23 protein-coding genes are annotated in these 25,586 nt (G+C 70.6%); 2 read left to right on the plus strand and 21 right to left on the minus strand.

Annotated elements, in window-relative coordinates:
* Nucleotides 1-57: 57 nt before the first annotated feature.
* The 6 genes from carB to pyrR all read right to left on the minus strand — a co-directional run bounded on the left by carB (nt 58) and on the right by pyrR (nt 8,134).
* The gene (carB, locus tag KI385_RS09430; RefSeq protein ID WP_238571750.1) at nt 58-3,369 is read right to left on the minus strand and encodes a carbamoyl-phosphate synthase large subunit; all 3,312 of its coding nucleotides are present in this window, start codon (nt 3,367-3,369) and stop codon (nt 58-60) included.
* A complete protein-coding gene (gene carA, locus KI385_RS09435) occupies nt 3,362-4,504 on the minus strand; it encodes a glutamine-hydrolyzing carbamoyl-phosphate synthase small subunit (protein WP_238571751.1) in 1,143 nt (380 codons plus the stop codon). Before carA ends, carB begins: the two co-directional genes overlap by 8 nt.
* Complete coding sequence (locus tag KI385_RS09440; RefSeq protein WP_238571752.1) at nt 4,501-5,160, minus strand: PH-like domain-containing protein; 660 nt, start codon at nt 5,158-5,160, stop codon at nt 4,501-4,503. Before KI385_RS09440 ends, carA begins: the two co-directional genes overlap by 4 nt.
* Complete coding sequence (locus tag KI385_RS09445; protein WP_238571753.1) at nt 5,157-6,452, minus strand: dihydroorotase; 1,296 nt, start codon at nt 6,450-6,452, stop codon at nt 5,157-5,159. Before KI385_RS09445 ends, KI385_RS09440 begins: the two co-directional genes overlap by 4 nt.
* Nucleotides 6,453-6,454: 2 nt before the next feature.
* Nucleotides 6,455-7,450 carry an aspartate carbamoyltransferase catalytic subunit gene (locus KI385_RS09450; protein WP_238571754.1) on the minus strand — a complete coding sequence of 332 codons (996 nt, stop codon included), beginning with the start codon at nt 7,448-7,450 and terminating at the stop codon, nt 6,455-6,457.
* 93 nt (nt 7,451-7,543) lie between these two features.
* Nucleotides 7,544-8,134 carry a bifunctional pyr operon transcriptional regulator/uracil phosphoribosyltransferase PyrR gene (gene pyrR / locus KI385_RS09455; protein WP_238571755.1) on the minus strand — a complete coding sequence of 197 codons (591 nt, stop codon included), beginning with the start codon at nt 8,132-8,134 and terminating at the stop codon, nt 7,544-7,546.
* A 220-nt stretch (nt 8,135-8,354) separates the two neighbouring features.
* Here pyrR and bldD point away from each other — a divergent pair, with 220 nt between their 5' ends.
* Nucleotides 8,355-8,855 (plus strand): transcriptional regulator BldD, encoded by a 501-nt coding sequence (gene bldD, locus KI385_RS09460; protein ID WP_093482219.1) that lies wholly within the window; start codon nt 8,355-8,357, stop codon nt 8,853-8,855.
* Nucleotides 8,856-9,079: 224 nt separating this feature from the next.
* Here the strand turns inward: bldD and nusB are convergent, their stop codons facing one another.
* The 14 genes from nusB to KI385_RS09530 form a co-directional block, all read right to left on the minus strand.
* On the minus strand, nt 9,080-9,511 hold the full coding sequence (nusB, locus tag KI385_RS09465) for a transcription antitermination factor NusB (RefSeq protein WP_238571756.1): 432 nt from the start codon (nt 9,509-9,511) through the stop codon (nt 9,080-9,082).
* Between the two features lie 2 nt (nt 9,512-9,513).
* Entirely contained in the window at nt 9,514-10,080 is a 567-nt protein-coding gene (efp, locus tag KI385_RS09470; protein WP_030412004.1) for an elongation factor P, read from the minus strand.
* A 66-nt stretch (nt 10,081-10,146) separates the two neighbouring features.
* The gene (locus KI385_RS09475; protein ID WP_128509137.1) at nt 10,147-11,253 is read right to left on the minus strand and encodes an aminopeptidase P family protein; all 1,107 of its coding nucleotides are present in this window, start codon (nt 11,251-11,253) and stop codon (nt 10,147-10,149) included.
* A gap of 75 nt (nt 11,254-11,328) precedes the next feature.
* Nucleotides 11,329-12,213, minus strand: a complete 885-nt coding sequence (locus KI385_RS09480) for a Pro-rich N-terminal domain-containing protein (RefSeq protein WP_238571757.1) — start codon at nt 12,211-12,213, stop codon at nt 11,329-11,331.
* Nucleotides 12,214-12,447: 234 nt separating this feature from the next.
* Nucleotides 12,448-12,897, minus strand: a complete 450-nt coding sequence (aroQ, locus tag KI385_RS09485) for a type II 3-dehydroquinate dehydratase (RefSeq protein WP_238571758.1) — start codon at nt 12,895-12,897, stop codon at nt 12,448-12,450.
* Nucleotides 12,898-12,970: 73 nt separating this feature from the next.
* Entirely contained in the window at nt 12,971-14,062 is a 1,092-nt protein-coding gene (gene aroB / locus KI385_RS09490) for a 3-dehydroquinate synthase (protein ID WP_238571759.1), read from the minus strand.
* Complete coding sequence (locus KI385_RS09495; protein WP_238571760.1) at nt 14,059-14,616, minus strand: shikimate kinase; 558 nt, start codon at nt 14,614-14,616, stop codon at nt 14,059-14,061. The genes aroB and KI385_RS09495 overlap by 4 nt, the downstream gene beginning before the upstream one ends.
* A complete protein-coding gene (gene aroC, locus KI385_RS09500; RefSeq protein WP_128509486.1) occupies nt 14,613-15,797 on the minus strand; it encodes a chorismate synthase in 1,185 nt (394 codons plus the stop codon). The genes KI385_RS09495 and aroC overlap by 4 nt, the downstream gene beginning before the upstream one ends.
* A gap of 125 nt (nt 15,798-15,922) precedes the next feature.
* Nucleotides 15,923-16,750 carry a shikimate dehydrogenase gene (locus KI385_RS09505; protein WP_238571761.1) on the minus strand — a complete coding sequence of 276 codons (828 nt, stop codon included), beginning with the start codon at nt 16,748-16,750 and terminating at the stop codon, nt 15,923-15,925.
* Nucleotides 16,747-18,405: an endolytic transglycosylase MltG gene (mltG, locus tag KI385_RS09510; protein WP_238571762.1), complete on the minus strand. Its 1,659-nt coding sequence runs from the start codon at nt 18,403-18,405 to the stop codon at nt 16,747-16,749. The genes KI385_RS09505 and mltG overlap by 4 nt, the downstream gene beginning before the upstream one ends.
* A 128-nt stretch (nt 18,406-18,533) precedes the next feature.
* Nucleotides 18,534-18,998 carry a Holliday junction resolvase RuvX gene (gene ruvX, locus KI385_RS09515; RefSeq protein WP_128509498.1) on the minus strand — a complete coding sequence of 155 codons (465 nt, stop codon included), beginning with the start codon at nt 18,996-18,998 and terminating at the stop codon, nt 18,534-18,536.
* Between the two features lie 14 nt (nt 18,999-19,012).
* Entirely contained in the window at nt 19,013-21,682 is a 2,670-nt protein-coding gene (alaS, locus tag KI385_RS09520) for an alanine--tRNA ligase (protein WP_238571763.1), read from the minus strand.
* Nucleotides 21,682-22,026 (minus strand): DUF6167 family protein, encoded by a 345-nt coding sequence (locus KI385_RS09525; protein WP_128509490.1) that lies wholly within the window; start codon nt 22,024-22,026, stop codon nt 21,682-21,684. The genes alaS and KI385_RS09525 overlap by 1 nt, the downstream gene beginning before the upstream one ends.
* 8 nt (nt 22,027-22,034) lie before the next feature.
* Nucleotides 22,035-22,469 carry a DUF948 domain-containing protein gene (locus tag KI385_RS09530; protein WP_238571764.1) on the minus strand — a complete coding sequence of 145 codons (435 nt, stop codon included), beginning with the start codon at nt 22,467-22,469 and terminating at the stop codon, nt 22,035-22,037.
* 167 nt (nt 22,470-22,636) lie between these two features.
* Between KI385_RS09530 and KI385_RS09535 the strand changes: the two genes are divergently transcribed.
* The gene (locus KI385_RS09535) at nt 22,637-24,835 is read left to right on the plus strand and encodes an ATP-binding protein (protein WP_425356893.1); all 2,199 of its coding nucleotides are present in this window, start codon (nt 22,637-22,639) and stop codon (nt 24,833-24,835) included.
* 26 nt (nt 24,836-24,861) lie between these two features.
* Here KI385_RS09535 and rpsD read toward each other — a convergent pair whose 3' ends face one another.
* Nucleotides 24,862-25,473, minus strand: coding sequence for a 30S ribosomal protein S4 (gene rpsD, locus KI385_RS09540; protein WP_238571765.1), 612 nt, complete (start codon nt 25,471-25,473; stop codon nt 24,862-24,864).
* Between the last annotated feature and the right edge of the window lie 113 nt (nt 25,474-25,586).

Genomic DNA, 25,586 nt, shown 5'->3' on the forward strand with positions numbered 1-25,586 from the left:
AGGAACGAGGGGGCTCATGCAGAGGGGGACACCGCCTCGGTGTCCCCCTCGTGGGCCCTACTCCTCGCGGGCCGCGGTGAGATGTTCGGCGTGTTCCTGGAGGGAACGCACGCCGACATCGCCGCGGGACATCGCCTCGATGCCCTGTACGGCGGCGGCCAGCGCCTGGACCGTGGTCAGGCAGGGGATGCCGCGGGCGACGGAGGCGGTACGGATGTCATAGCCGTCCAGCCGGCCGCCGGTGCCGTAGGGGGTGTTGACGATCAGGTCGACCTGGCCGTCGTGGATGAGCTGGACGATGGTCTTCTCGCCGTTCGGGCCCTCGCCCTCGGACTGCTTGCGCACGACGGTGGCCTTGATGCCGTTGCGGCGCAGCACCTCGGCCGTACCGGAGGTGGCGAGCAACTCGAAGCCGTGGGCGACCAGTTCACGCGCCGGGAAGATCATCGAGCGCTTGTCGCGGTTGGCGACGGAGACGAACGCGCGGCCCTTGGTGGGCAGCGCCCCGTAGGCGCCGGACTGGGACTTGGCGTAGGCGGTGCCGAAGACCGAGTCGATGCCCATGACCTCGCCGGTGGAGCGCATCTCCGGGCCCAGGACGGTGTCCACGCCGCGGCCCGAGGCGTCACGGAACCGCGACCAGGGCATGACGGCTTCCTTGACGGAGATCGGCGCGTCCAGCGGCAGCGTGCCGCCGTCGCCGACCCTGGGCAGCATGCCCTCGGCGCGCAGCTCGGCGATGGTGGCGCCCAGCGAGATCCGGGCGGCGGCCTTCGCCAGCGGCACCGCGGTGGCCTTCGAGGTGAAGGGGACCGTACGGGAGGCGCGCGGGTTGGCCTCCAGGACGTAGAGGATGTCCCCGGCCATCGCGAACTGGATGTTGATCAGGCCGCGGACGCCGACGCCCTTGGCGATGGCCTCGGTGGAGGCCCGCAGCCGCTTGATGTCGAAGCCGCCGAGGGTGATCGGGGGCAGCGCACAGGCGGAGTCGCCGGAGTGGATGCCGGCCTCCTCGATGTGCTCCATGACGCCGCCGAGGTAGAGCTCGTGGCCGTCGTAGAGCGCGTCGACGTCGATCTCGATGGCGTCGTCGAGGAAGCGGTCGATGAGGACCGGGTGCTTGTCGATCAGGCCGGCGTGGCGGGTGAGGTACTCGCCCAGCGACGGCTCGTCGTAGACGATCTCCATGCCGCGGCCGCCGAGCACGTAGGACGGGCGGACCATGACCGGGAAGCCGATCTCGGCGGCGATCTTCTTGGCCTCGTCGAAGGAGAAGGCGGTGCCGTACTTGGGAGCCGGCAGCCCGGCCTCGGTCAGCACCCGGCCGAACGCGCCGCGCTCCTCGGCGAGGTCGATCGCCTCGGGCGAGGTGCCGACGATCGGCACGCCGTTGTCCTTGAGCGCCTGCGCCAGGCCCAGCGGGGTCTGCCCGCCGAGCTGGACGATGACACCGGCGACCGGGCCCGCCTGGGTCTCGGCGTGCACGATCTCCAGCACGTCCTCCAGGGTGAGCGGCTCGAAGTAGAGCCGGTCGGAGGTGTCGTAGTCGGTGGAGACGGTCTCCGGGTTGCAGTTGACCATCACGGTCTCGTAGCCGGCGTCGCTGAGCGCGAACGAGGCGTGGACGCAGGAGTAGTCGAACTCGATGCCCTGGCCGATGCGGTTGGGGCCGGAGCCGAGGATGATCACGGCGGGCTTCTCGCGCGGCGCGACCTCGGTCTCCTCGTCGTAGGAGGAGTAGAAGTACGGCGTGTTCGCGGCGAACTCGGCGGCGCAGGTGTCGACGGTCTTGTAGACCGGGCGGACACCGAGGGCGTGCCGGACCTCGCGGACGACGTCCTCGCGCAGACCGCGGATCGCGGCGATCTGGACGTCGGAGAAGCCGTAGCGCTTTGCGTCCGCAAGGATCTCCGGGTCGAGCTTGTCGGCCGCGGCGATCTCGTCCGCGATCTCCTTGACGAGGAAGAGCTGGTCGACGAACCACGGGTCGATCTTCGTGGCGTCGAAGACCTCCTGCGGGGTGGCGCCGGCCCGGATCGCCGCCATGACCGTGTTGATCCGGCCGTCGGTCGGGACCTGGGCGAGCTCCAGCAGCTCCGCCTTCGCGCCGGGGGCGGTCACGAAGTCGAACTGGCTGCCCTTCTTCTCCAGGGAGCGCAGCGCCTTGTTGAGCGCCTCGGGGAAGTTGCGGCCGATGGCCATGGCCTCGCCGACCGACTTCATGGTGGTGGTGAGGGTGGCGTCGGCGGCCGGGAACTTCTCGAAGGCGAACCGCGGCACCTTGACGACGACATAGTCGAGGGTCGGCTCGAAGGAGGCCGGGGTCTTCTCGGTGATGTCGTTGGGGATCTCGTCGAGGGTGTAGCCGACGGCGAGACGGGCGGCGATCTTCGCGATCGGGAAGCCCGTGGCCTTGGAGGCGAGGGCGGAGGAGCGCGAGACGCGCGGGTTCATCTCGATGACGATGACCCGGCCGTCCTCGGGGTTGACCGCGAACTGGATGTTGCAGCCGCCGGTGTCCACACCCACCTCGCGGATCACGGCGATGCCGATGTCGCGCAGGATCTGGTACTCGCGGTCGGTGAGCGTCATCGCCGGCGCGACGGTGATCGAGTCACCGGTGTGCACGCCCATCGGGTCGAAGTTCTCGATGGAGCAGACGACCACGACGTTGTCGTTCTTGTCGCGCATCAGCTCCAGCTCGTACTCCTTCCAGCCGAGGATGGACTCCTCCAGGAGCACCTCGGTGGTCGGCGAGAGGGTCAGGCCCTGGCCGGCGATCCGGCGCAGCTCCTCCTCGTCGTGCGCGAAGCCGGAGCCGGCGCCGCCCATGGTGAAGGAGGGGCGGACGACGACGGGGTAGCCGCCGAGTTCGTCGACACCCCGCAGGACGTCGTCCATGGAGTGGCAGATGACCGAGCGGGCGGACTCGCCGTGGCCGATCTTGGCGTGGACGGCCTGCACGACCTCCTTGAACAGGTCGCGGTCCTCGCCCTTGTTGATCGCCTCGACGTTGGCGCCGATCAGCTCGACACCGTACTTCTCCAGCACACCCTGCTCATGCATGGAGATCGCGGTGTTCAGCGCGGTCTGGCCGCCCAGGGTGGGCAGCAGCGCGTCGGGGCGCTCCTTGGCGATGATCTTCTCGACGAACTCCGGGGTGATCGGCTCGACGTAGGTGGCGTCGGCGATCTCCGGGTCGGTCATGATCGTCGCCGGGTTGGAGTTCACCAGGATGACGCGCAGGCCCTCGGACTTGAGGACCCGGCAGGCCTGGGTTCCGGAGTAGTCGAACTCGGCGGCCTGGCCGATGACGATCGGGCCGGAGCCGATGACCAGGACGGACTGGATATCGGTGCGCTTAGGCACGCTGGCCCTCCATCAGGGAAACGAAGCGGTCGAAGAGGTACGCGGCGTCGTGCGGGCCCGCGGCCGCCTCAGGGTGGTACTGGACGCTGAAGGCCGGCTGGTCGAGGAGGTGCAGGCCCTCCACCACGTTGTCGTTCAGGCAGACGTGGGAGACCTCGGCGCGGCCGAAGGGGGTGTCGGAGGCCCCATCCAGGGGGGCGTCAACGGCAAAACCGTGGTTGTGCGCGGTGACCTCGACCTTGCCGGTCGTACGGTCCTGCACCGGCTGGTTGATGCCGCGGTGGCCGTACTTGAGCTTGTACGTGCCAAAGCCCAGCGCGCGGCCCAGGATCTGGTTGCCGAAGCAGATGCCGAAGAGCGGCGTCTTGCGCTCCAGGACGCCGCGCATGACGGAGACCGGGTGGTCGGCGGTGGCCGGGTCGCCTGGGCCGTTGGAGAAGAACACGCCGTCCGGTTCGACCGCGTAGACGTCCTCGACGGTGGCGGTGGCGGGCAGGACGTGCACCTCGATGCCGCGCTCGGCCATGCGGTGCGGGGTCATGCCCTTGATGCCCAGGTCGATCGCGGCGACGGTGAACTTCTTCGTACCGATCGCCGGGACGACGTAGGACTCCTTGGTGGCGACCTGGGTGGACAGGTCCGCGCCCTGCATCTCGGGGGCCTGGCGCACCTTGGCCAGCATCACCCCCGCGTCGGGCAGCGCCTCGCCGGAGAAGATGCCGACCCGCATGGCACCGCGCTCGCGCAGATGGCGGGTGAGCGCACGGGTGTCGACGCCGCTGATGCCGATGACGCCCTGGGCGACCAGCTCGTCGTCCAGGGAGCGCACCGAGCGCCAGTTGGACGGGATGCGGGCGGGGTCGCGGACGACATAGCCGGCGACCCAGATCCGCTGCGATTCGGAGTCCTCGTCGTTCACACCGGTGTTGCCGATGTGCGGGGCGGTCATGATGACGACCTGGCGGTGGTACGAGGGGTCGGTCAGCGTCTCCTGGTAGCCGGTCATGCCGGTGGAGAACACCGCTTCGCCGAAGGTCTCCCCCACGGCCCCGTAGGCACGGCCGCGGAAGGTGCGGCCGTCCTCCAGGACGAGTACGGCGGGGATCTTGGCGGTCCCCCTGGTGGAGGTCGTCATCGTGCGCCTTCCGTTTCGGTGTGCTCGGTGGTGCTGGTGGTGTGCTCGGTGGTGCTGGTGGTGCTGAGCTGGTTGATGGCCTCGACCCAGGCCGGGTGCTCACCCGCCCGGTCGGAGCGGAAGCCGGAGTCGATCTGCTTGTCCCCGTGCTCCCAGGTGACGATCAGCAGGCCGCCCTCGGTCAGGACCTTGCCGGCGATGCCCTTGTCGAGACGGGCGCCACGCAGTGCGGTGACCGGTACGAAGAAGTCCGCCGCGCCCGGCCGTACGACGTCCAGGCCCTGCTCGGTCAGGGTCAGCTCGGCGCGGCTGCGGGTGCCCAGGCCGCGCGCGACGATCCGGTCGAGCCACTGCCCGGCGGTGGTCGAGCCGTGGTAGCGGCCGCTCAATGTGAGCAGCGGCGGCTTGCCGCCTCCGGTCGGGGTGGTGGCGGGCGACGGGTGGGCCAGCGGCGGCTTGCCCGGGTCGGCGGGTGCGGCCGGCAGCTCGGGCAGATCACCCTGGAGCGTGCCGCGCCACTTCCAGCCCTCGCGCATCAGCCAGTAGACGAAGACCACGAAGACCAGCAGGCCGACGACCCAGGCGATGCGTCCGGGCCAGTTGGTGACCTCGGCGGACTTCTGCGCCGCGGCCAGGGGGATAAGTGAAGGTGTCACGCCAGCTTCCCGTCGACGACCGTTGCCCGGCCCCGCAGGAAGGTGTGGGTGACGCGTCCCGGCAGCTCACGGCCCTCGTAGGGGGTGTTGCGGCTGCGGGAGGCGAAGTGCGCGGGGTCCACCTCTCCACGGTAAGCGGAATCGAGCAGCGTGAGGTTGGCCGGCTCACCGGCCGAGACGGGACGGCCGTGGCCTTCGAGGCGGCCGATGTGCGCCGGGCGGAAGGACATCCGGTCGGCGACGCCGGCCCAGTCCAGCAGTCCGCTGTCGACCATCGTGTGCTGGACGACGGAGAGCGCGGTCTCCAGGCCGACCATGCCCATGGCCGCGGCGCCCCACTCGCAGTCCTTGTCCTCGTGCGGGTGCGGGGCGTGGTCGGTGGCGACGCAGTCGATGGTGCCGTCGGCGAGCGCCTCGCGCAGCGCCATGACGTCGGCCTCGGTGCGCAGCGGCGGGTTCACCTTGTAGACGGGGTTGTACGAGCGGACGAGCTCGTCGGTGAGCAGGAGGTGGTGCGGGGTGACCTCGGCGGTGACGTTCCAGCCCTTGGACTTGGCCCAGCGGACGATCTCGACCGAGCCGGCCGTCGACAGATGGCAGATGTGCACCCGGGAGCCGACGTGCGCGGCGAGCAGCACATCGCGGGCGATGATCGACTCTTCAGCGACCGCGGGCCAGCCGCCCAGGCCCAGCTCGGCGGAGACGATGCCCTCGTTCATCTGGGCGCCTTCGGTGAGCCGGGGCTCCTGGGCGTGCTGGGCGACGACACCGTCGAAGGCCTTCACGTACTCCAGGGCGCGCCGCATGATGACGGCGTCGTCCACGCACTTGCCGTCGTCGGAGAAGACCCGCACACCGGCCGCGGAGTCGTGCATCGCGCCGAGCTCGGCGAGCTTCTTGCCCTCCAGGCCGACGGTGACCGCACCGACCGGCTGGACGTCGCAGTAGCCGGACTCCTTGCCCAGCCGCCAGACCTGCTCGACGACGCCCGCGGTGTCGGCGACGGGGAAGGTGTTGGCCATGGCGTGGACGGCGGTGAAGCCACCGACGGCGGCGGCCTTGGTGCCGGTCAGCACGGTCTCGGAGTCCTCGCGGCCCGGCTCGCGCAGGTGGGTGTGCAGGTCCACCAGGCCCGGCAGCAGGATCTTGCCGTCCGCCTCGATGACCTGGGCGCCCTCGGCGCTGGAGACGGTCAGGTCGGTGCCGACGGCGGTGATGGTCTCGTCCGTGATCAGCACGTCCTGCGGCTCGCCACCGAGGATCTTCGCGCCGCGAATAAGGATCTTGCCCATGGTTACTTGCTCTCCTCGGTGCGTGTGCTGGTGCCGTTGCCGGCGGTCACGGCGGGCTCGTTGCCGCCCAGAAGCAGATAGAGGACCGCCATACGGATGCTGACACCGTTGGCGACCTGTTCGACGGCGGTGCAGCGCGGCGAGTCGGCGACCTCGGCGGTGATCTCCATACCGCGGTTCATCGGACCGGGGTGCATCACGATCGCGTGCTCCGGCATCCGGGCCATGCGGTCGCCGTCGAGGCCGTAGCGCCGCGCGTACTCGCGCTCGGTCGGGAAGAACGCGGCGTTCATCCGCTCGCGCTGGACGCGCAGCATCATCACCGCGTCGGACTTGGCGAGCACCGCGTCCAGGTCGTAGGAGACCTCGCAGGGCCACCGCTCCACACCGATCGGCACCAGCGTCGGCGGCGCGACCAGGGTGACCTCGGCGCCGAGGGTGTGCAGCAGATGGACGTTGGAGCGGGCCACGCGGCTGTGCAGGATGTCGCCGACGATGGTGATCCGGCGGCCGGAGAGGTCGTGGCCCAGGCCCGCGTCGACGCCGACGAGGCGGCGGCGCATGGTGAAGGCGTCGAGCAGCGCCTGGGTGGGGTGCTCGTGGGTGCCGTCACCGGCGTTGACCACGGAGCCGCCGATCCAGCCGGAGGTGGCCAGGCGGTGCGGGGCGCCGGAGTCGTGGTGCCGGATGACGACGGCGTCCGCGCCCATCGCCTCCAGGGTGAGGGCGGTGTCCTTGAGCGACTCGCCCTTGGAGACCGACGAGCCCTTGGCGGAGAAGTTGATGACGTCGGCGGACAGCCGTTTGGCCGCGGCTTCGAACGAGATACGGGTGCGGGTCGAGTCCTCGAAGAAGAGGTTGACGACGGTGCGTCCGCGCAGGGTGGGGAGCTTCTTGATCGGCCGGTCCGCGACCCGGGCCATCTCCTCGGCGGTGTCGAGGATCAGAACGGCGTCGTCGCGCGTGAGGTCGGCGGCCGAGATGAGGTGACGCTTCATCCGGTTTTCTCCGTGAGTGAAGGAGGTGTACGGGAATGTCCGTTGAGCGGGCATGCCTGCGGGCCCGGGGTCACCGGGTCCGTACGCGGTGCGCTAACGCTCGCCGGCCGGGGCGGTCTCTTTGACACCGAGCAGCACGGCGTCCCGGCCGTCCTCCTCGGTGAGCTGGACCTTGACCGTCTCCCTCAGCGACGTGGGGAGGTTCTTGCCTACGTAGTCGGCGCGGATCGGCAGCTCGCGGTGGCCGCGGTCGACCAGGACCGCGAGCTGTACGGCGCGCGGCCGTCCGATGTCGCCCAGCGCATCGAGCGCGGCGCGGATCGTGCGCCCGGAGAAGAGGACGTCGTCGACGAGCAGGACCAGCCGGCCCTCGATGCCGTCGCCGGGGATGTCCGTGCGGGCGAGCGTGCGGGCCGGGCCCAGGCGCAGGTCGTCGCGGTACATCGTGATGTCGAGCGAGCCGACCGGGACCGTACGGCCGGTGATCTCCTCGAGCTTGGCGGCCAGCCGCCGGGCGAGGAACACGCCGCGGGTCGGAATCCCCAGCAGCACCACATCGTCCGCGCCCTTGGCGCGCTCGACGATTTCGTGGGCGATACGGGTGAGCATCCGCGCGATGTCCGGGCCTTCGAGCACCGGGCGCGCGGGGAGCCGAACTCCCGCCTCAGAACTGTTTGCGTCCATACGAAACGGACCTCCTTCTCCGCCTCACGGGACGGATCTTAAAGGACGTCGAAATTACGCAGTCAGGTTACCAGGACCCCCTCCAGGGCCGGTCCGCACCCCTGACGGGTGATGGTCTGGCCCATTCCGCTTGACGAAGTCAGATTACGCTGCGTAACCTCACAGTGAGTTACCAGCCCGCGGCGGAGCCGCATGTCGATACAGCCGTCTGGGGAGTTTCATGTCCAGCGAATACGCCAAACAGCTCGGGGCCAAACTCCGCGCCATCCGTACCCAGCAGGGCCTCTCCCTCCACGGCGTCGAGGAGAAGTCCCAGGGTCGTTGGAAGGCCGTGGTGGTGGGTTCGTACGAGCGCGGCGACCGTGCCGTGACCGTGCAGCGCCTCGCCGAGCTGGCGGACTTCTACGGCGTTCCGGTGCAGGAACTGCTGCCGGGCACGACGCCGGGCGGAGCGGCCGAGCCGCCGCCGAAGCTGGTGCTCGACCTGGAGCGCCTCGCCCATGTCCCGCAGGAGAAGGCCGGCCCGCTGCAGCGCTATGCCGCCACGATCCAGAGCCAGCGCGGTGACTACAACGGCAAGGTGCTGTCGATCCGCCAGGACGACCTGCGCACCCTGGCGGTCATCTACGACCAGTCGCCCTCGGTGCTGACCGAGCAGCTGATCAGCTGGGGCGTGCTGGACGCCGACGCGCGCCGCGCCGTGCAGCACGACGAGCTCTAAAGCTTTCGCGCACCACCTGCAGAAACGTACCGCCGCTCCGGGCTCTCCGGGGCGGCGGTTTTGCGTGACCGGCGTACGCCCCCCGCGCGCAGTGCACCGGGTGCGGTGCGCCTGGGGTCCCAGAGGTACCTGGGACGGCCCTGAGCGGCGCTGTGCGGGCATGCGAAGGGCCCGGAGCGTAACCCACCGCTCCGGGCCCTGCCGTCCGCTCTGCCGACCGCCTGCTACGCCTCGCGCCGCAGGCTCGGCTTCAGCTCCTTGAGCCGGCCGAGGAGGCCGTTGACGAAGGAGGGCGAGTCGTCCGTGGAGAACTCCTTGGCGAGCTGCACCGCTTCGTCGATCGCCACCGCGTCCGGCGTGTCGTCCACCCAGAGCAGTTCGTAGGCACCGAGCCGCAGGATGCTGCGGTCGGCCGCCGGCATCCGGTCCAGGTCCCAGTCGACCGCGTACGTGGAGATCAGCTCGTCGATACGGGCGACATGGTCCGCGTACCCCTCGACCAGCTGCAGGGTGTACTCGTTCACCGGCGGCTGCCGGGAGTCGGTCCGGGCGTGACGCATCCAGTCCGCGAGCACGGACTGCACGTCGGCACCGCGCTGATCGGCCTCGAAGAGGATCTGGAAGGCGCGCTTACGGGCCTTGCTGCGGGCAGCCACGGTTAGCTGTTCACCCGGCCGAGGTAGTCGCTCGTGCGGGTGTCGACCTTGATCTTCTCGCCGGTGGTGATGAAGAGCGGGACCTGGATCTGGTGGCCCGTCTCCAGCGTCGCCGGCTTGGTGCCACCGGTGGAGCGGTCACCCTGGACACCCGGCTCGGTCTCCTGGACGACGAGCTCGACGGCGGCCGGCAGCTCGACGTAGAGCACCTCGCCCTCGTGCTGCGCCACGACGGCCTCGAAGCCCTCGATGAGGAAGTTGGCGGCGTCGCCGACAGCCTTGCGGTCGACGTGCAGCTGGTCGTAGGTGTCCATGTCCATGAAGACGAAGTAGTCGCCGTCCATGTACGAGAACTGCATTCCGCGCTTGTCGACGGTGGCCGTCTCGACCTTCACGCCGGCGTTGAAGGTCTTGTCCACCACCTTGCCGGACAGCACGTTCTTGAGCTTGGTGCGGACAAAGGCCGGGCCCTTGCCGGGCTTGACGTGCTGGAACTCGACGACGGACCAGAGCTGGCCGCCTTCGAGCTTGAGCACCATGCCGTTCTTGAGGTCGTTCGTGGATGCCACGGTTGCGGAATCTCCTGGACTGCAGGTGGTGGGACCCGGGAGAGGTGCACACCGAACCGCTACGGCTCAGAGTGCGAGCAGCTCCTTGGTCGTGATCGTGAGTAGCTCGGGCCCGCCGTCCGCCTCTGGGCGGACGACGAGTGTGTCGTCGATCCGGACACCCCCACGGCCCGGGATGTGAACCCCCGGCTCGACGGTGACCGGCACGCAAGCGTCCAGTTTACCCATGGCGGCAGGCGACAATTGAGGGTCCTCGTCGATTTCGAGTCCCACACCGTGCCCGGTCCACGGTCCGAGGCGCTCTCCGTACCCCGCAGCATCCAGCATATGACGGGTCACCCGGTCCACCTCGCGGCACTCCACACCCGGCGCGAGCGCCTCGCGCCCGGCCCGCTGGGCTGCGAAAACGAGATCGTACAGCTCGATCTGCCAGTCCGAGGGCGTGGTGCCGATGACGAAGGTGCGGCCGATCTCGCAGCGGTAGCCGCGGTAATTCGCGCCCAGGCCGACGCTGAGGAAGTCGCCCTCCTCGACCCTCCGGTCGGTGGGCAGATGCCCGAGGCGGCCGGAGTTCGGGCCGGTCGCGACGGAGGTGGGGAAGGCCGGGCCGTCCGCGCCGTGATCGACCAGACGGCGCTCCAGTTCGAGGGCGAGATGCCGCTCGGTGCGGCCGACCAGGATCGATTCCAGCAGCTCGCCCAGGGCCTGGTCGGAGATCTCGGCGGCGATCCGCAGACAGGCGATCTCGTCGTCGTCCTTGACCAGGCGCTGTGCCTCGACCGCGCAGGCCAGATCGGTCAGCCGCAGCCGCGGGGCGACCTGGGAGAGCGCCCGGTGGCGGGTGACGGTGAGGTGGTGTTCCTCGACGGCCAGGGTGTCCGCGCCGGCTTTGGCGGCCAGATCGGCGCCGGCCACGACCGGGTCGCCGCCGCGGGTGGGCAGCACCGACACCCGTACGTCGTCGACCGGCCGCCCCTCGGACGGATCACCGCTCAGCGGTCGGGCACACAGCAGCACATCGTCGGACGGGCCCAGCAGCAGCGCGGCGCCCGGCGGCGCACAGCCGGCGAGGTAGCGGACGTTCGCGGGGCGCGAGATCAGGGCGGCGGCACTTCCGGTTGCGGCGCAGCGGTCGCGCAGCCGCGTGCGTCGGGCCGCGTACAACTCGGACATATCACGAGCGTACGGCGGCTCCCCCGAGGCGGCCGGTCGAGCGCCGCCGCCCGGGGGACCGGCGTACGCCCGGGGCTACCAGGCGGGCGGGCTGGCGATGCTGCGGGCGACGACGTCGTCCAGCACCCGCACCGTCGTGGCGACATCGTGCTGGGAGTTGTCGATGATCGGCAGTCCCGAGCCGTACCAGCCGGCCATCCGCCCGTGGATCCTGGCCACCTCTTCGTCGGACAGCCGGCGGTTGCCGGTGCGCCGGGCGTTGCGCTCCAGGACGATCTCCAGACCGGGCAGCAGCACGATCGGCAGCAGGCCGGGGCCCACGTGCCGCTTCCAGCCGCCGAGGCCGACGACCGGCCGGTCCGGGAAGACGGCGTCGTCGAGGATGCAGGAGATGCCGTTGGCGAGGAAGTTACGGGCCGCGAAGCCGCAGGTCCGGCGGGCGAGGCGGTACTGCGCCTCGGAGTGGTCGTTCCAGCCGGACTGCGGGTCGGCGAAGCCGGAACGGACCCATTCGCGGACGTCGTCGAGGCTGATGTGCGCGGTCGGCACCCGGCGCGTGTCGGCCCAGTGGCGGGCGACGCTGGTCTTGCCGGCGCCGGCCGGGCCGATCAGCAGCACCGCGACGGCCGCCTGCGCGGCGTCCGGTGCGGCGGTGTCGGTGGGCGGGCTGGGCAGCGCCACCGGTGCGCCCGGCGGCAGCTGGACATGGCCGGTGATGTCGGTGCTGTGCGGGGTGGGCGGGGCCTGTCGCGGCGTGGGTCCGGGCCAGCCCTGCCCGGGGGCGGGCTGCTGCGCGGGCGGCGGCGGGGCGGCCGGAGCCGGCGGGGGCGGGGCCGAGGGGGTCGGCGGCGAGGTGGGCGGGGTGGGCCGTCCCGGGTTGGGCGTCCAGTTCATCGCGGCCCCGGGTCCTGATGCCTGCCCGCGGGGCGGCGGCAGCGGAGCCCCCACTGCGTACTGCATCCGGTGGCTCTCCGTCTCGTGCGGTCGACGTGGTGCGTGCGCGGCGCCGGGCCGGGCTGCCCGGTGCGTCGTGCGGTAACCCACCGGCCCCGAGGGGCCGTTGTGCCCCACGGCCATCGGCGTGGGTGATGCTGGAGCGAACGGTACCTTCCCCGCCACGGCAGGGAGATGTTCCCGGCCCCCGGCGCTCGATGCATGAACGACCGGGGGCGGGATCGGGTGCCCGAGGGCGCGTCAGTCGTTCAGCTCCTCGGCCAGCGCGCGGAGCGCGAGGCGGTACGAGCCGATACCGAATCCGGCGACCGTACCGCTGGCGACCGCCGCGATGACCGAATTGTGGCGGAACTCCTCGCGCGCGTACGGGTTCGAGATGTGTACCTCGATGAGCGGGGCGGTGCGCTGGGCGGCCGCGTCCCGCATGCCGTACGAATAGTGCGTGAACGCACCGGGGTTGATGACGACCGGAATGGATCCGTCGGCGGCCTCGTGCAGCCAGCGGATCATCTCCCCCTCGTCGTTGGTCTCCCGGACCTCGGCCTCGAAGCCCAGCTCCTTGCCGAGCCGGGTGCACTCCTCGACCAGTCCGGCGTAGGAGGTGGCGCCGTAGACATCGGGCTCGCGGGAGCCCAGCCGGCCGAGGTTGGGACCGTTGAGGACGAGCACCCGCCGGGTCCTGCCGCTCATGCGCAAACCTCGCTTCGCTCGGCCCGGCATTCGCCGGGCACGCACCGCTCCATTGTTCGCTCGCTACGCTCGCTCACGTCGCGATCTCCGCGTGGGCGGCGAGCAGCATCGCCGGGTCCGGGCCTTCCAGGACGGTCGGCTTGGCGAGGCCGTCCAGGACGATGAAGCGCAGCCGGTCGCCGCGGGACTTCTTGTCGACCTTCATCGTCTCCAGCAGCTTGGGCCACTGGTCGCCGCGGTAGGTCAGCGGCAGCCCGACGGACGCAAGGACGGAGCGGTGCCGGTCGGCGGTGGCGTCGTCCAGGCGCCCGGCGATCCGGCCGAGTTCGGCGGCGAAGACCATGCCGACGGAGACGGCAGCGCCGTGCCGCCAGTTGTAGCGCTCGTTCTTCTCGATGGCGTGCGCCAGGGTGTGGCCGTAGTTGAGGATCTCGCGCAGACCGGACTCCTTGAGGTCCGCGGAGACCACCTCGGCCTTGACCCGGATCGCCCGCTCGATCAGCTCGGCGGTGTGCGCGCCGTCCGGGCGCTTGGCGGCCTCCGGGTCGGACTCGATCAGTTCGAGGATCGCCGGGTCGGCGATGAAGCCGGCCTTGATGACCTCGGCCAGGCCGGAGACGTAGTCGTGGACCGGCAGCGAGTCGAGCGCGGCCAGGTCGCAGAGCACACCGGCCGGCGGGTGGAAGGCGCCGACGAGGTTCTTGCCCTCGGCGGTGTTGATGCCGGTCTTGCCGCCGACCGCCGCGTCCACCATGCCCAGGACCGTCGTCGGCACCGCGATCCAGCGCACCCCGCGCAGCCAGGTCGCGGCGACGAAGCCGGCCAGGTCGGTGGTGGCGCCGCCGCCGACGCCGACGATCACATCGCTGCGGGTGAAGCCGGACTGTCCCAGCGCCTTCCAGCAGTACGCCGCGACCTCGACGGTCTTGGACTCCTCGGCGTTCGGCAGCTGGATGGCGATGGCTTCGTAGCCCTGGGAGGCGAGGTCCTCGCGCAACGCCTCGCCGGTGGCGGCCAGCGCCTCAGGGTGCAGCACCGCAACCCGCTTGACACTGTCGCCGATCAGGCCCGGGAGTTCACCGAGCAGCTGCCGCCCGACGAGCACCTCGTACGGGTCGGTGCCCGCCGTGCCGCCGACCTGGATACGGGTGGCCTGCTCCGTCATGCCTGTTCCTCCCTGTTGGCGGCCTGCGGGGCGTCTCCCGCGGCCTGCCGTAGCTCCAAAGCGTCCAGGATCGCGTCGACGACCTGCCCGGGGGAGCGCTCCCCCGTGTCGATCACGGCGCGCGCGACCTCGGTGTACAGCGGACGGCGCCGTTCCATCAGCTCGCGCCACTGCTTACGCGGGTTGACGGCGAGCAGAGGGCGGGGCGCGTCGAGGCCCACCCGCTTGACGGCGTCGGCGAGTTGGACGTCCAGGAAGATCACCGGCAGCCCGGTCAGCAGCTTGCGGGTACCGTCGTCCAGGATCGCGCCGCCGCCGAGCGAGAGCACGCCCGGGTGGCTGTCCAGCGCGTCGCGCACGGCCGCCCGCTCCAGCTCGCGGAAGTGCGGCTCGCCCTCGTCGATGAAGATCTCGGCGATCGGCCGGCCGGCCGTGCCGACGATATCGGCGTCGGTGTCGCGGTAGCCGACGCCCAGCCGCTCGGCCAGCAGCGCGCCCACCGTGGACTTACCGGCACCGGGCGGGCCGATCAGTACGACGACCGGGGATGTCATGTGATCGCCAGGTTGTCGAGGAAGCCCTGCACATTGCGACGGGTCTCCGGCACGCTGTCGCCGCCGAACTTCTCCACCACCGCGTCCGCGAGCACGAGGGCCACCATCGCCTCGGCGACGATCCCGGCGGCCGGCACGGCGCAGACGTCCGAACGCTGGTGGTGCGCCTTGGCCGCCTCACCCGTGCTCACATCGATGGTCGCCAGCGCCCGCGGCACCGTCGCGATCGGCTTCATCGCCGCCCGCACCCGCAGCAGCTCACCGGTCGTCAGCCCGCCCTCGGTGCCACCGGAGCGGCCGGAGGTGCGCTTGATGCCCTCGTCCGTGGCCACGATCTCGTCATGCGCCTTCGAGCCCGGCACCCGCGCCAGATCGAAGCCGTCACCGACCTCGACGCCCTTGATGGCCTGGATGCCCATGAGGGCGGCGGCCAGCCGGGCGTCCAGACGCCGGTCCCAGTGGACGTGCGAGCCGAGGCCCACCGGCACGCCGTAGGCCAGCACCTCAACCACACCGCCGAGGGTGTCGCCGTCCTTGTGGGCCTGGTCGATCTCGGCGACCATCGCCTTGCTCGCGTCCGCGTCCAGGCAGCGCACCGGGTCCGCGTCCAGCTTCGCCACGTCCGACGGCTTGGGGTAGACGCCGTACGGGGCCTTGGCCGCGGCCAGCTCGACGACGTGCGAGACGATCTCGATGCCGGCCGTCTCCTTGAGGAAGGAGCGGGCGATCGCGCCGAGGGCGACCCGGGCGGCGGTCTCGCGGGCGGAGGCGCGCTCCAGGATCGGGCGGGCCTCGTCGAAGCCGTACTTCTGCATCCCGGCGAGGTCGGCGTGGCCGGGGCGGGGGCGGGTCAGCGGCGCGTTACGGGCCAGCGCGGCCAGCTCCTCGGGGTCCACCGGGTCGGCCGCCATCACCTGCTCCCACTTGGGCCACTCGGTGTTGCCGACCATCACGGCCACCGGCGAGCCCAGCGACAGGCCGTGCCGCACCCCACCCAGGAACGTGACCTCGTCCTGCTCGAACTTCATCCGGGCACCGCGGCCATAGCCGAGCCGGCGCCTGGCCAGCGCGTCCGCCACCATCTCGGTGGTGATCGGGACCCCGGCCGGAAGGCCCTCCAGCGTCGCCACGAGTGCGGGGCCGTGCGACTCCCCCGCCGTCAGCCAGCGCAACCTGCTCAACGGTGCTCCTCATGTACTGCTCATCCGCGTACGGTCTCCCCCTGATCCTCCCACGTCGCGCGGGAGGGGCGGCGCCCAGTCCAGGGTGCGGACCGGGCGCGGGGGCCCGGGGCCGGTCCGGCGGATCAGCGGGCCGCGAGCGCCGCCTCGCCGGCCTTGCGCATCGCGGCCAGCGGCGCCGGCGAGCGTCCCGTCATCTGCTCCACCTGGAGGACGGCCTGGTGGACCAGCAGGTCGAGGCCGCCGACCACCGCGCCGCCGCGGTCGGCCCAGGCGCCGGCCAGCGCCGTCGGCCAGGGCTCGTAGAGGACGTCGAAGAGCGTGCCGGGCCGGTCGGGGACGGCGGCGGCCAGCGCGTCGGTGGTGCCCGCCGGGGTGGTGGCCACGGTCAGCGGGGCCTCGAAGGCCGCGGCGGCGTCCTCCCAGGCGGCGGTGCGGACGGTGATCCCGAGCCGCTCGCCCCAGCCGCGCATCTCGTCGGCGCGCGCGTCGCTGCGGACGTAGGCGGTCACCTCGCCGGTGCAGATACGGGAGAGCGCGGCGAGCGCCGAGGAGGCGGTGGCGCCGGCGCCCAGGATCGACGCCCGCTCGACCTGCTCCACCCCGCGCTCGCGCAGCGCGGCGAGCATGCCCGGGATGTCGGTGTTGTCGCCGAGACGGCGGCCGTCCGCCGTGAACACGACGGTGTTCACCGCCTCGACCGAGGCCGCGGTGGCGCTGATCTCGTCGAGCAGCGGGATCACCGCCCGCTTGAGCGGCATGGTCAGGGACAGCCCCGCCCACTGCGGGCCGAGCTTCTCCAGGAACCCGGGCAGCGCCGCCTCATCGACTTCGAAGCGGTCGTACGACCAGTCGCTCAGGCCCAATTCCGCGTAGGCGGCGCGATGCAGTACCGGGGAGAGCGAATGGGCGATCGGGGAGCCGAGAACCGCAGCTTGACGTGTGGGGCTCATTGCTTGGCTTTCTCGTGTTCCTTTTCGTAAATGCGGCGGTTTCGCTCGTGCTCTTCGTTCGTCTCGGCGAACAGCGTCTTTTCCGGATTGATCGAGACGAAGTAGTACCAGTTGCCCTTGGCCGGGTCGATGGCCGACTTGAGCGCGACCTCGCCCGGGTTACCGATCGGTCCGGGCGGCAGGCCCTTGAACTTGTAGGTGTTGTACCGGTCGTTGAAATTCCGCAGCTTGTCGACGGATCCGGTGTCCAAGGTGCTCTGGGACTTGGCGTAATTCACCGTCGAGTCGAAGTCGAGCAGACCGTATGTCTCGGTGTTGTTCGGCTTGAGACGGTTGTAGACGACGCGCGCGACCTTCACGAAGTCATGCTTGTACTTGCCCTCGGCCTGCGTGAGGCTGGCGACGGTGAGCAGCTGCAACGGCGAATCCAGACCGAGCTTCCGGGCGTTCGCCTCCAGGTCGTACTTCTCGTAGACCTGGTTGGCCCGCGCCACCATCTGCTTCAGGACCGCCGCCGGCTTCGCGTTGTCGCCGACGCTGTAGGTCGACGGGTAGAGGAATCCCTCCAGCGGGTCCTTGATGCTCGAGGAGTCGTCGGCCCACGAGGGCAGCCCGAGATTCTTGGCCTGGCTCTCGGCGATGCCCTTGGTCGTGCCCGCCTTGAGGTGGAGCTTTTTGTCGATGAGCGTGTAGACGGCGCCGGCCCGCAGCCCTTCACGGATCGTGAGGCCGTTACGGCTCTTGGGGTCCAGCATCAGCTCGACGGCGGCGGCGGCCGACATCTGCTTGCGGAGTGTGTACGTACCCGCCTGCATCTGTTTATCGCCCACCGCCTCAGTGAACGCGTCGGCGCTCTTGACGACACCCTCGCGCTTGAGGATCAGGCCCATTTCCGAGATCGGTGAACCGTCCGGAATGTCGACCTGGACCTCGCCGGATCCCTCACCCTCGTAGTCGGGGGCCGATCCGAAGTGGCTCATGAAGAAGTCGTAGCCGAAATAGCCGACCGCGCCCACGGCTCCGGCGAAGACCAGGGTGACGATCAGGCAGGCGGTGCCGCTGCGGCGTTTGTTCTTCTTGCCGCGGCGCTCGCGGCCGGCCCGGCGCTGTTCGCGCGGGTCGCGGTCATCACGGTCGTCGTCATCGTCGTCGCCCACGAAGAAGGAGTGCTCCGGCTCCGGCTCGCGCGGGTCCGGGTCGGCCCGCCAGTCGTCGCCGACGCCCGGACCGTCGTCGTACGCCGGGTCCGTGTGTTGCGGAGGGTGCGGGCTCTGCTGCTGCGGGTGCGGCGCCTGCTGGTACTGCTGTTGCTGCTGTGGCGGCGCCTGCTGGCGCAGATGCTGGGGCTGCGGCGGCGGGTAGGCGTCCGGGGTGGCGTAGTAGTCCGGGCTCGCCCCGCTGTACGGATCGACCGGGGGCTGCTGGCCGTAGGGGTCGTACGGGTCGTACGGCAGCTGTCCGCCCTGCGTGCCGTCCCACCCCCCGTTGTACTGCTGCTGGGAGTAAGGGTCGCCCTGCTGCTGGGGATGCGGGGCGGACTGCTGTCCGTCCCACTGGGACTGCTGCGCCTGGCGTCCGTACGAACCCTGGTCTCCGTAGAGCGGGTCCTCGGGATTCCACGGTTCGGAGCCGTAGCCCCGGCCATACTCGGTCATCGATCCCCTAGAGCCGAGAGGCGGTGCGCCCCGGCCTGGCAGCGCGCTTGCTGTACGAATCCGCCTCTACTTGCACGTGCGGCTGTTCGAACCGCCGCCACATCGCGCGGAACGTTACCGTATCGCGATCAGATGACCACTTCGACGCTCTCGCCCGGGGGTTCCCCGGAGACACGTTCGGTCTCCAGGGCGCTCTGCAGGATGACCACCGCCGCCGCCTGGTCGACCACCGAGCGGCCCTTCTTGCTCCTGACTCCGGAGGCCCGCAGCCCCTGGGTCGCGGTGACCGTCGACATCCGCTCGTCAACCAGCCGGACCCCTACGGGAGCGATGTTCTTGGCCAGCTCCTGGGCGAAGGCCCGGACCTTGGCCGCGGCCGGCCCCTCTCCCCCACTGAGGGAGCGGGGCAGACCGACCACGACCTCGAGCGGCTCGTACTCGTCGACGATCGCCTTGAGCCGGCGGTGCGCTGACGGAACGTCACGTCCCGGCACGGTCTCCACGGGGGTGGCGAGGACCCCGTCGGGGTCGCACGAGGCGACCCCGATGCGGGCGTCCCCGACATCCACGGCGATGCGTCTGCCGCGTCGCATATCTCTCACGCGGCTCAGGCCACCTCGGCCACGAGGCGCTCCACGGCCTCGATGGCCTCGGGCACCGCGGCGGCGTTCTGGCCGCCGCCCTGGGCGACGTCCGGCTTGCCGCCGCCACCGCCACCGAGCGTCTTGGCGGCCGTACGGACCAGGTCACCGGCCTTGATACCGCGCTCGCGGGCGGCCTCGTTGGTGGCGATGACCGTCACCGGCCGCCCGTTGGTGGCCGTGAAGAGGGCCACGACGGCGGCACGGTCACCCTGGATCCGGCCGCGTACGTCCAGCACCAGCTTGCGCAGGTCGTCGGCGGAGGTGCCGTCCGGGACCTGGCCGGCGACGAACGCCACACCGCGTACGTCCTTGGCGCCCGCGGCCAGCCCGGCGGCGGCCTGGAGCACCTTCTCGGCGCGGAACTTCTCGATCTCCTTCTCGGCGTCCTTCAGCTTGGCCAGGACACCGGAGATCTTCTCCGGCAGCTCCTCCGGGCGCCCCTTGACCAGCTCGGTGAGCTGGGAGACGACGGTGTGCTCACGGGCCAGGAACCGGTAGGCGTCCACGCCGACCAGCGCCTCGACGCGGCGTACGCCGGAGCCGATGGAGGACTCGCCGAGCAGCTTCACCAGACCCAGCTGGGCGGTGTTGTGGACGTGCGTGCCGCCGCACAGCTCCTTGGAGAAGTCGCCGATGGTCACCACGCGCACCCGGTCGCCGTACTTCTCACCGAACTCGGCGATGGCGCCCTGCTTCTTGGCGTCCTCCATGCTCATGACCTCGGCGTGCACATCGAGCTCACGGGCGAGGACATCGTTGATCTTCTGCTCGACGTCGGTGAGAACCGAGCCCGGTACGGCGGTCGGCGAGCCGAAGTCGAAGCGGAAGCGGCCCGGGGAGTTCTCCGAACCGGCCTGGGCGGCGGTCGGGCCGAGGGCGTCGCGCAGCGCCTGGTGGGTGAGGTGGGTGGCGCTGTGGGCACGGGCGATGGCGCGCCGGCGGGTGACGTCGATGGCGGCGTACGCGGCCGAGCCGAGCACCACCTCGCCGACCTGGACGACGCCCTTGTGGACGGTGACGCCGGGCACCGGCTGCTGGACGTCGCGGACCTCGACGACGGCGCCGGAGTCGAGCTTGATCCGGCCGGTGTCGGCGAGCTGGCCGCCACCCTCGGCGTAGAAGGGGGTGCGGTCCAACACGACCTCGACCTCGTCGCCCTCATGGGCGGCGGGGGCCGGGACGCCGTTGACCAGCAGGCCGACGATCGTGGACTCGCCCTCGGTGGCGCTGTAGCCGGTGAACTCCGTGGAACCGGACTTGTCGGCGACCTCGCGGTAGGCGGACAGGTCGGCGTGGCCGCTCTTCTTGGACTGGGCGTCGGCCTTGGCGCGCTCCCGCTGCTCCTTCATCAGGCGGCGGAAGCCGTCCTCGTCCACCGAAAGGCCCTGCTCGGCGGCCATTTCGAGGGTGAGGTCGATCGGGAAGCCCCAGGTGTCGTGGAGCAGGAACGCCTTGTCGCCGGCCAGGACGGTGCCGCCGGTGGCCTTGGTGTCCGTGACGGCGGTGTCGAGGATGTTGGTGCCGGCCTTCAGCGTCTTGACGAAGGCGGCCTCCTCGGCGAGGGCGACCGTCTCGATGCGGCGGCGGTCCTCCAGGAGCTCGGGGTACTGCTGGCCCATGGTCTTGATGACGACGTCGAGGAGCTCGGCGACGACCAGGTCCGTGGCGCCCAGCAGGCGCATGTTGCGGATGGCGCGGCGCATGATGCGGCGCAGGACGTAGCCGCGGCCCTCGTTGCCGGGGGTGACGCCGTCGCCGATGAGCATCGTGGCGGTGCGGATGTGGTCGGCGACGACGCGGAGCGAGACGTCGGAGCCATGCGCGGCGCCGTAGCGGACGCCGGTCAGCTCGGTGGCCTTGTCGATGACGACGCGCAGGGTGTCCGTCTCGTACATGTTCGGGACGTTCTGCAGGATCATCGCCAGGCGCTCGAGGCCGAGGCCGGTGTCGATGTTCTTGCTGGGCAGTTCGCCGAGGATCTCGAAGTCCTCCTTGCTGGTGCCCGCCCCCCGCTCGTACTGCATGAAGACCAGGTTCCAGATCTCCACGTACCGCTCGTCATTGACGGCCGGGCCGCCCTCGACGCCGAATTCCGGGCCGCGGTCGTAGTTGATCTCGGAGCACGGGCCGCAGGGGCCCGGGACGCCCATGGACCAGTAGTTCTCCTTCATGCCCAGCCGCTGGATGCGCTCGGCGGGCACACCGACGACCTCGCGCCAGATGCGCTCGGCCTCGTCGTCGTCGAGGTAGACGGTGATCCAGAGGCGCTCGGGGTCGAGGGCGTAGCCGCCATCGGCCTGCGAGCTGGTCAGCAGCTCCCAGGCGTACTTGATGGCGCCTTCCTTGAAGTAATCACCGAAGGAGAAGTTGCCGCACATCTGGAAGAACGTGCCGTGCCGGGTGGTCTTGCCGACCTCTTCGATGTCCGGCGTACGGACGCACTTCTGGACGCTGGTGGCGCGCGGGGCGGGCGGCTTGACCTCGCCGAGGAAGTACGGCTTGAAGGGGACCATGCCCGCGTTGACCAGCAGCAGGGTCGGGTCGTCCGCGATGAGCGACGCCGACGGCACGACGGTGTGCCCGCGCTCCTCGAAGAAGCGCAGCCAGCGGCGGCGGATTTCAGCCGACTCCATCAGTGGTCCTCTTTTCCAGTCGGTCCGGTCAGACCGTTCGGTCCGGTTGTTCTCGTGGTTCGGTACTGCGGTTCGAGCACCGCGCGGCGCGGTGCGGGCAGCTCGCGCACCTGGTCCGGCTCGCCGAGACCGAGGGCGTCGTGCAGCTGCTCTTCACGGTCCGCCATTCCGGTGCGTACGTCCAATGCAAATTGGCGCAGCCGGTGTCCGGTCTCGACGGCCTTGTCCGCGGCCTGGGCGGCGAGGCTGTCGGGCTGCAGCTTGCGCAGCTTGCGGTGGACCTTGTTGGTGGCCCACACCCCGGCGGCGGCGCCGGTGGTGAACCAGAATGCGCGGCGGAACATCGCTGTGATCAGTCCTTGGAGCGACGGTTGCGGCGCCCGCCACGGCGGGCGCCGGGCAGGGTACGGCCGACGACGACGGTGCGCTCCGGCTCCGGTGCGCCCTTCTTGCCGATCGCCCGGCGCACGCCGTAGCCGAAGGCGGCGACCTTGACCAGCGGTCCGCCGAAGGCGGAGGAGACGGTCGAGGAGAGCGCGGAGGCGTTGGCGGTGACCTCTTGGACATCGGCGGCGATGGCGTCGACACGGGCCAGCTGGGAGTGCGCGGAGCGGACGGTCGCGGAGGCGTCGGCGAGGAGCGGAACGGCCTGTTCGGACACCTCGGCCACCATCTTGGTGGTCGCCTTGAGGGTCTGCGCGAGCCTCACCAGCACGAGGGCGAGGAACGACACGAGGATCGCCCAGAAGACGGCCACGAGGATCCCGGCCACCTCTCCACCGGACACGTTGGCACCACTCTCCGACTGGTTTGGTCTGGTCTCGTCCTGCTCGAACGGCAGCCTCGACCTTATCGCGCCGTGACTGTCCGTCCGTACCCCGTTCCCTGTGCCGCAAAGGGAATCGGAAGGGGTGATTGTACGGTCCGCATCCTGCCGAGTACGCTCCGTGTGCCATGCGACGCTTCATGCGCCCCGGGCCCGCCTCCCGCCCCTCCCCCGAGCGTCCACGGACGCCGGGAAGGCTGGGAAATCTTCCCGCGGAACTCAACCGCTTCATCGGCCGCGACGACGAACTGGCCGTGCTGGTGCGGCAGCTGGAATCGGCCCGTCTGGTGACCCTCACCGGCCTTGGCGGGGTCGGCACATCACGTCTCGCCCGCCAGGGCGCAGCGATCTTGCAGGATCGCTTCTGCGACGGGGTGTGGCTGGTTGACCTGGACTCCCTGCGCGAGCCGCATCTGCTGGACCACGCCGTTGCCGAGGCCCTGGCACTGGCCGACCACAGCGGCCGTCCGGTGCGCGCCGCGCTCTGCGACCACCTGGCCGAGCGGGAACTGCTGCTCGTGCTGGACGGCTATGAGCACCTGGTCGACGCCTGCGCCGACCTGACCGCCGAGCTGCTGCGCCGCGCCCCCGCACTGCGGGTTCTGGCCGCCGGCCGGCGGCCGCTGGGGATCCCAGGCGAGAGTGTCCGGCCGCTGTTGCCGATGAACGCCGCCGACGCCACCGCGCTGTTCGCCGACCGCGCCGCGTCCGTCGTCGCCGGCTTCGCCGTGGAGCCGTCCAACGAGGCCGCGGTCACCGAGCTCTGCGACCGCCTCGACGGCATTCCGCTCGCGCTGGAACTGGCCGCCGGCCGGCTGCGCGCACTGTCCGTGGACCAGGTGCTGCACCGGCTCGACGACCGCTTCCGGCTGCTGACCGGCAACGCCCGCGGCACGCCGGCCCGCCACCAGACGCTGCGTACCGCGATCGGCTGGAGCCATGAGCTGTGCACGCCCGAGGAACGGCTGCTGTGGGCGCGGCTGTCGGTCTTCGCCGGGCAATTCGATCTGGAGGCGGCCGAATACGTCTGCTCGGGCCCGGAGCTGCCGGCCGATGAACTCCTGGACGTCATCGCGGAGTTGGTCGCCCAGTCGGTACTCATGCGCATGGAGACCGCGGCCGGGGTGCGCTACCGGATGCTGGACACCGTACGGGCCTACGGGGCGGGCTGGCTGGCCGCGACGCACGACGGCGACCGGCTGCGGCGCCGGCACCGTGACTGGTACCTGGGGCTGGCCACCTGGTGCGAACTGGACTGGTTCAGCTCCCGGCAGGCGGGGATCGCGGCGCGGATCGAGGCCGAGCTGCCCAATCTGCGGGTGGCACTGGAACAGAGCCTGGAGAGCGCCGGCGATACGCATCTGGGCCAGTACCTGGCGGGCACGCTGTGGTTCTACTGGGTGGGCTGCGGCCGGCTCTCGGAGGGCCGGCACTGGCTGGACCGGGCGCTGGAGCTGGAGAGCGACCATGACGATGCGCGGCTGAAAGCACTGTGGGTGGCCGGCTATGTGGCGGTGCTCCAGGGTGACACCGTCGGCGCGCTGGGAGCGCTGCAGGAGTGCCGCGAGGAGGCCGAGCGGACCGGTAACGCCACCGCGGCCGCCTATGCGCTGCACCGCACCGGCTGTCTGGCGCTGGTCTGTGACGACATGCCGCGCGCCGAGGAGCTGCTGCGCGGGGCGCTGATCCGCTACCGGGAGATCGGCGAGCTCAACAGCAATGTGCTGATGGGGCAGGTCGAGCTGGCGATGGCGGTGGCCTTCCAGGGGCAGCTGGCGGACGCGGTCCGGCTGTGCGAGGACGTGCTGGAGGTGTGCGAGGACCACGGCGAGCGCTGGACGCTGGCGTACGCCCAGTTCGTGCTGGCCTTCGCGGCGTGGTCGCGCGGAGACGGCGGGCGGGCCCGTGCACTACTGGAGGAGTGCCTGGCCATCGACCACACCTTCCACGATCTGCTGGGCGCGGTGCTGGCGATCGAGCTGCTGGCGCTGGTGACGCTCGGCGAGGGCGACGCGGAGGAGGCGGCGGTGCTCCAGGGCGCCGCGGGGCGGATCTGGCCGTCGGTGGGGCTGCCGCTGTTCGGCTCGCGCTACTACAACCAGCCGCACGCGCTGTGCGAGGAGCAGGCACGGGAGCGGCTGGGGGCCGAGCGGTACGAGCGCTGTCTGCGGGCAGGCGGGCGGCTCGATCTGGATACGACGGTGGCCCGCATCCTGCGGCCCGCCGGCCAGGTACCCGCGCAGCGCCGTACGGTGCGGATCACGCCGCCCCCTACGAACGAGCCCGCCGCCTCCCCCTCCGTGAGCGGCGGGGAGACGGCGGGCTGAGCGTGGTGCTGCGCCGACTGTGGTGCTTAGCGGGCGTAGTACTCGACGACGAGCTGCTCGTCGCAGATCACCGGGATCTCCTTGCGGTTCGGGTCCCGGTCGAGGCGGAACGCGAGAGCCGGCAGGTTGACCTCGAGGTAGCGCGGGGTCTCGCCGTCGAGGGCGTAGCCACCCTCACGCGCGACCTGGAAGGGGTGCTTCTCGCGGCTGCGCTCGCGGACCATCACGACGTCGCCGGGGCGGACGCGGAAGGACGGCTTGTCGACCTTGCGGTCGTTCACCGCGATGTGGCCGTGGACGACCATCTGGCGGGCCTGGTAAATCGTGCGGGCGATACCCGACCGCAGAACGAGCGCGTCCAGACGGCGCTCAAGCTCGATGATCAGCGCTTCGCCTGTCTTGAGGTCGACCTTCCGAGCGCGGTCGTAGGCACGCGCCATCTGGCGCTCGCTGATGTCGTACTGCGCACGCAGACGCTGCTTCTCGAGCAGACGGACCTTGTAGTCACTGCTCTGCTTGCGGCCACGGCCGTGCTCGCCGGGCGGGTAGGGACGGGCCTCGAAGTACTTGACGGCCTTCGGCGTCAGCGCGATGCCGAGCGCACGGGACTTCTTGACCTTGGGACGCGACTGGTTCACGTGGAACGGACCTCCGTGTAAGTTAGGTGAGGCTTACCTTAGCGCGAGGAGAACGCATGTTTCGACCTGGGATCCCCCTGCCCAGTGCCCAGAGCACCGAGGCGGGTCAGCCG

This window comes from Streptomyces inhibens (genome assembly GCF_022221585.1).
Taxonomy (GTDB): domain Bacteria; phylum Actinomycetota; class Actinomycetes; order Streptomycetales; family Streptomycetaceae; genus Streptomyces; species Streptomyces inhibens.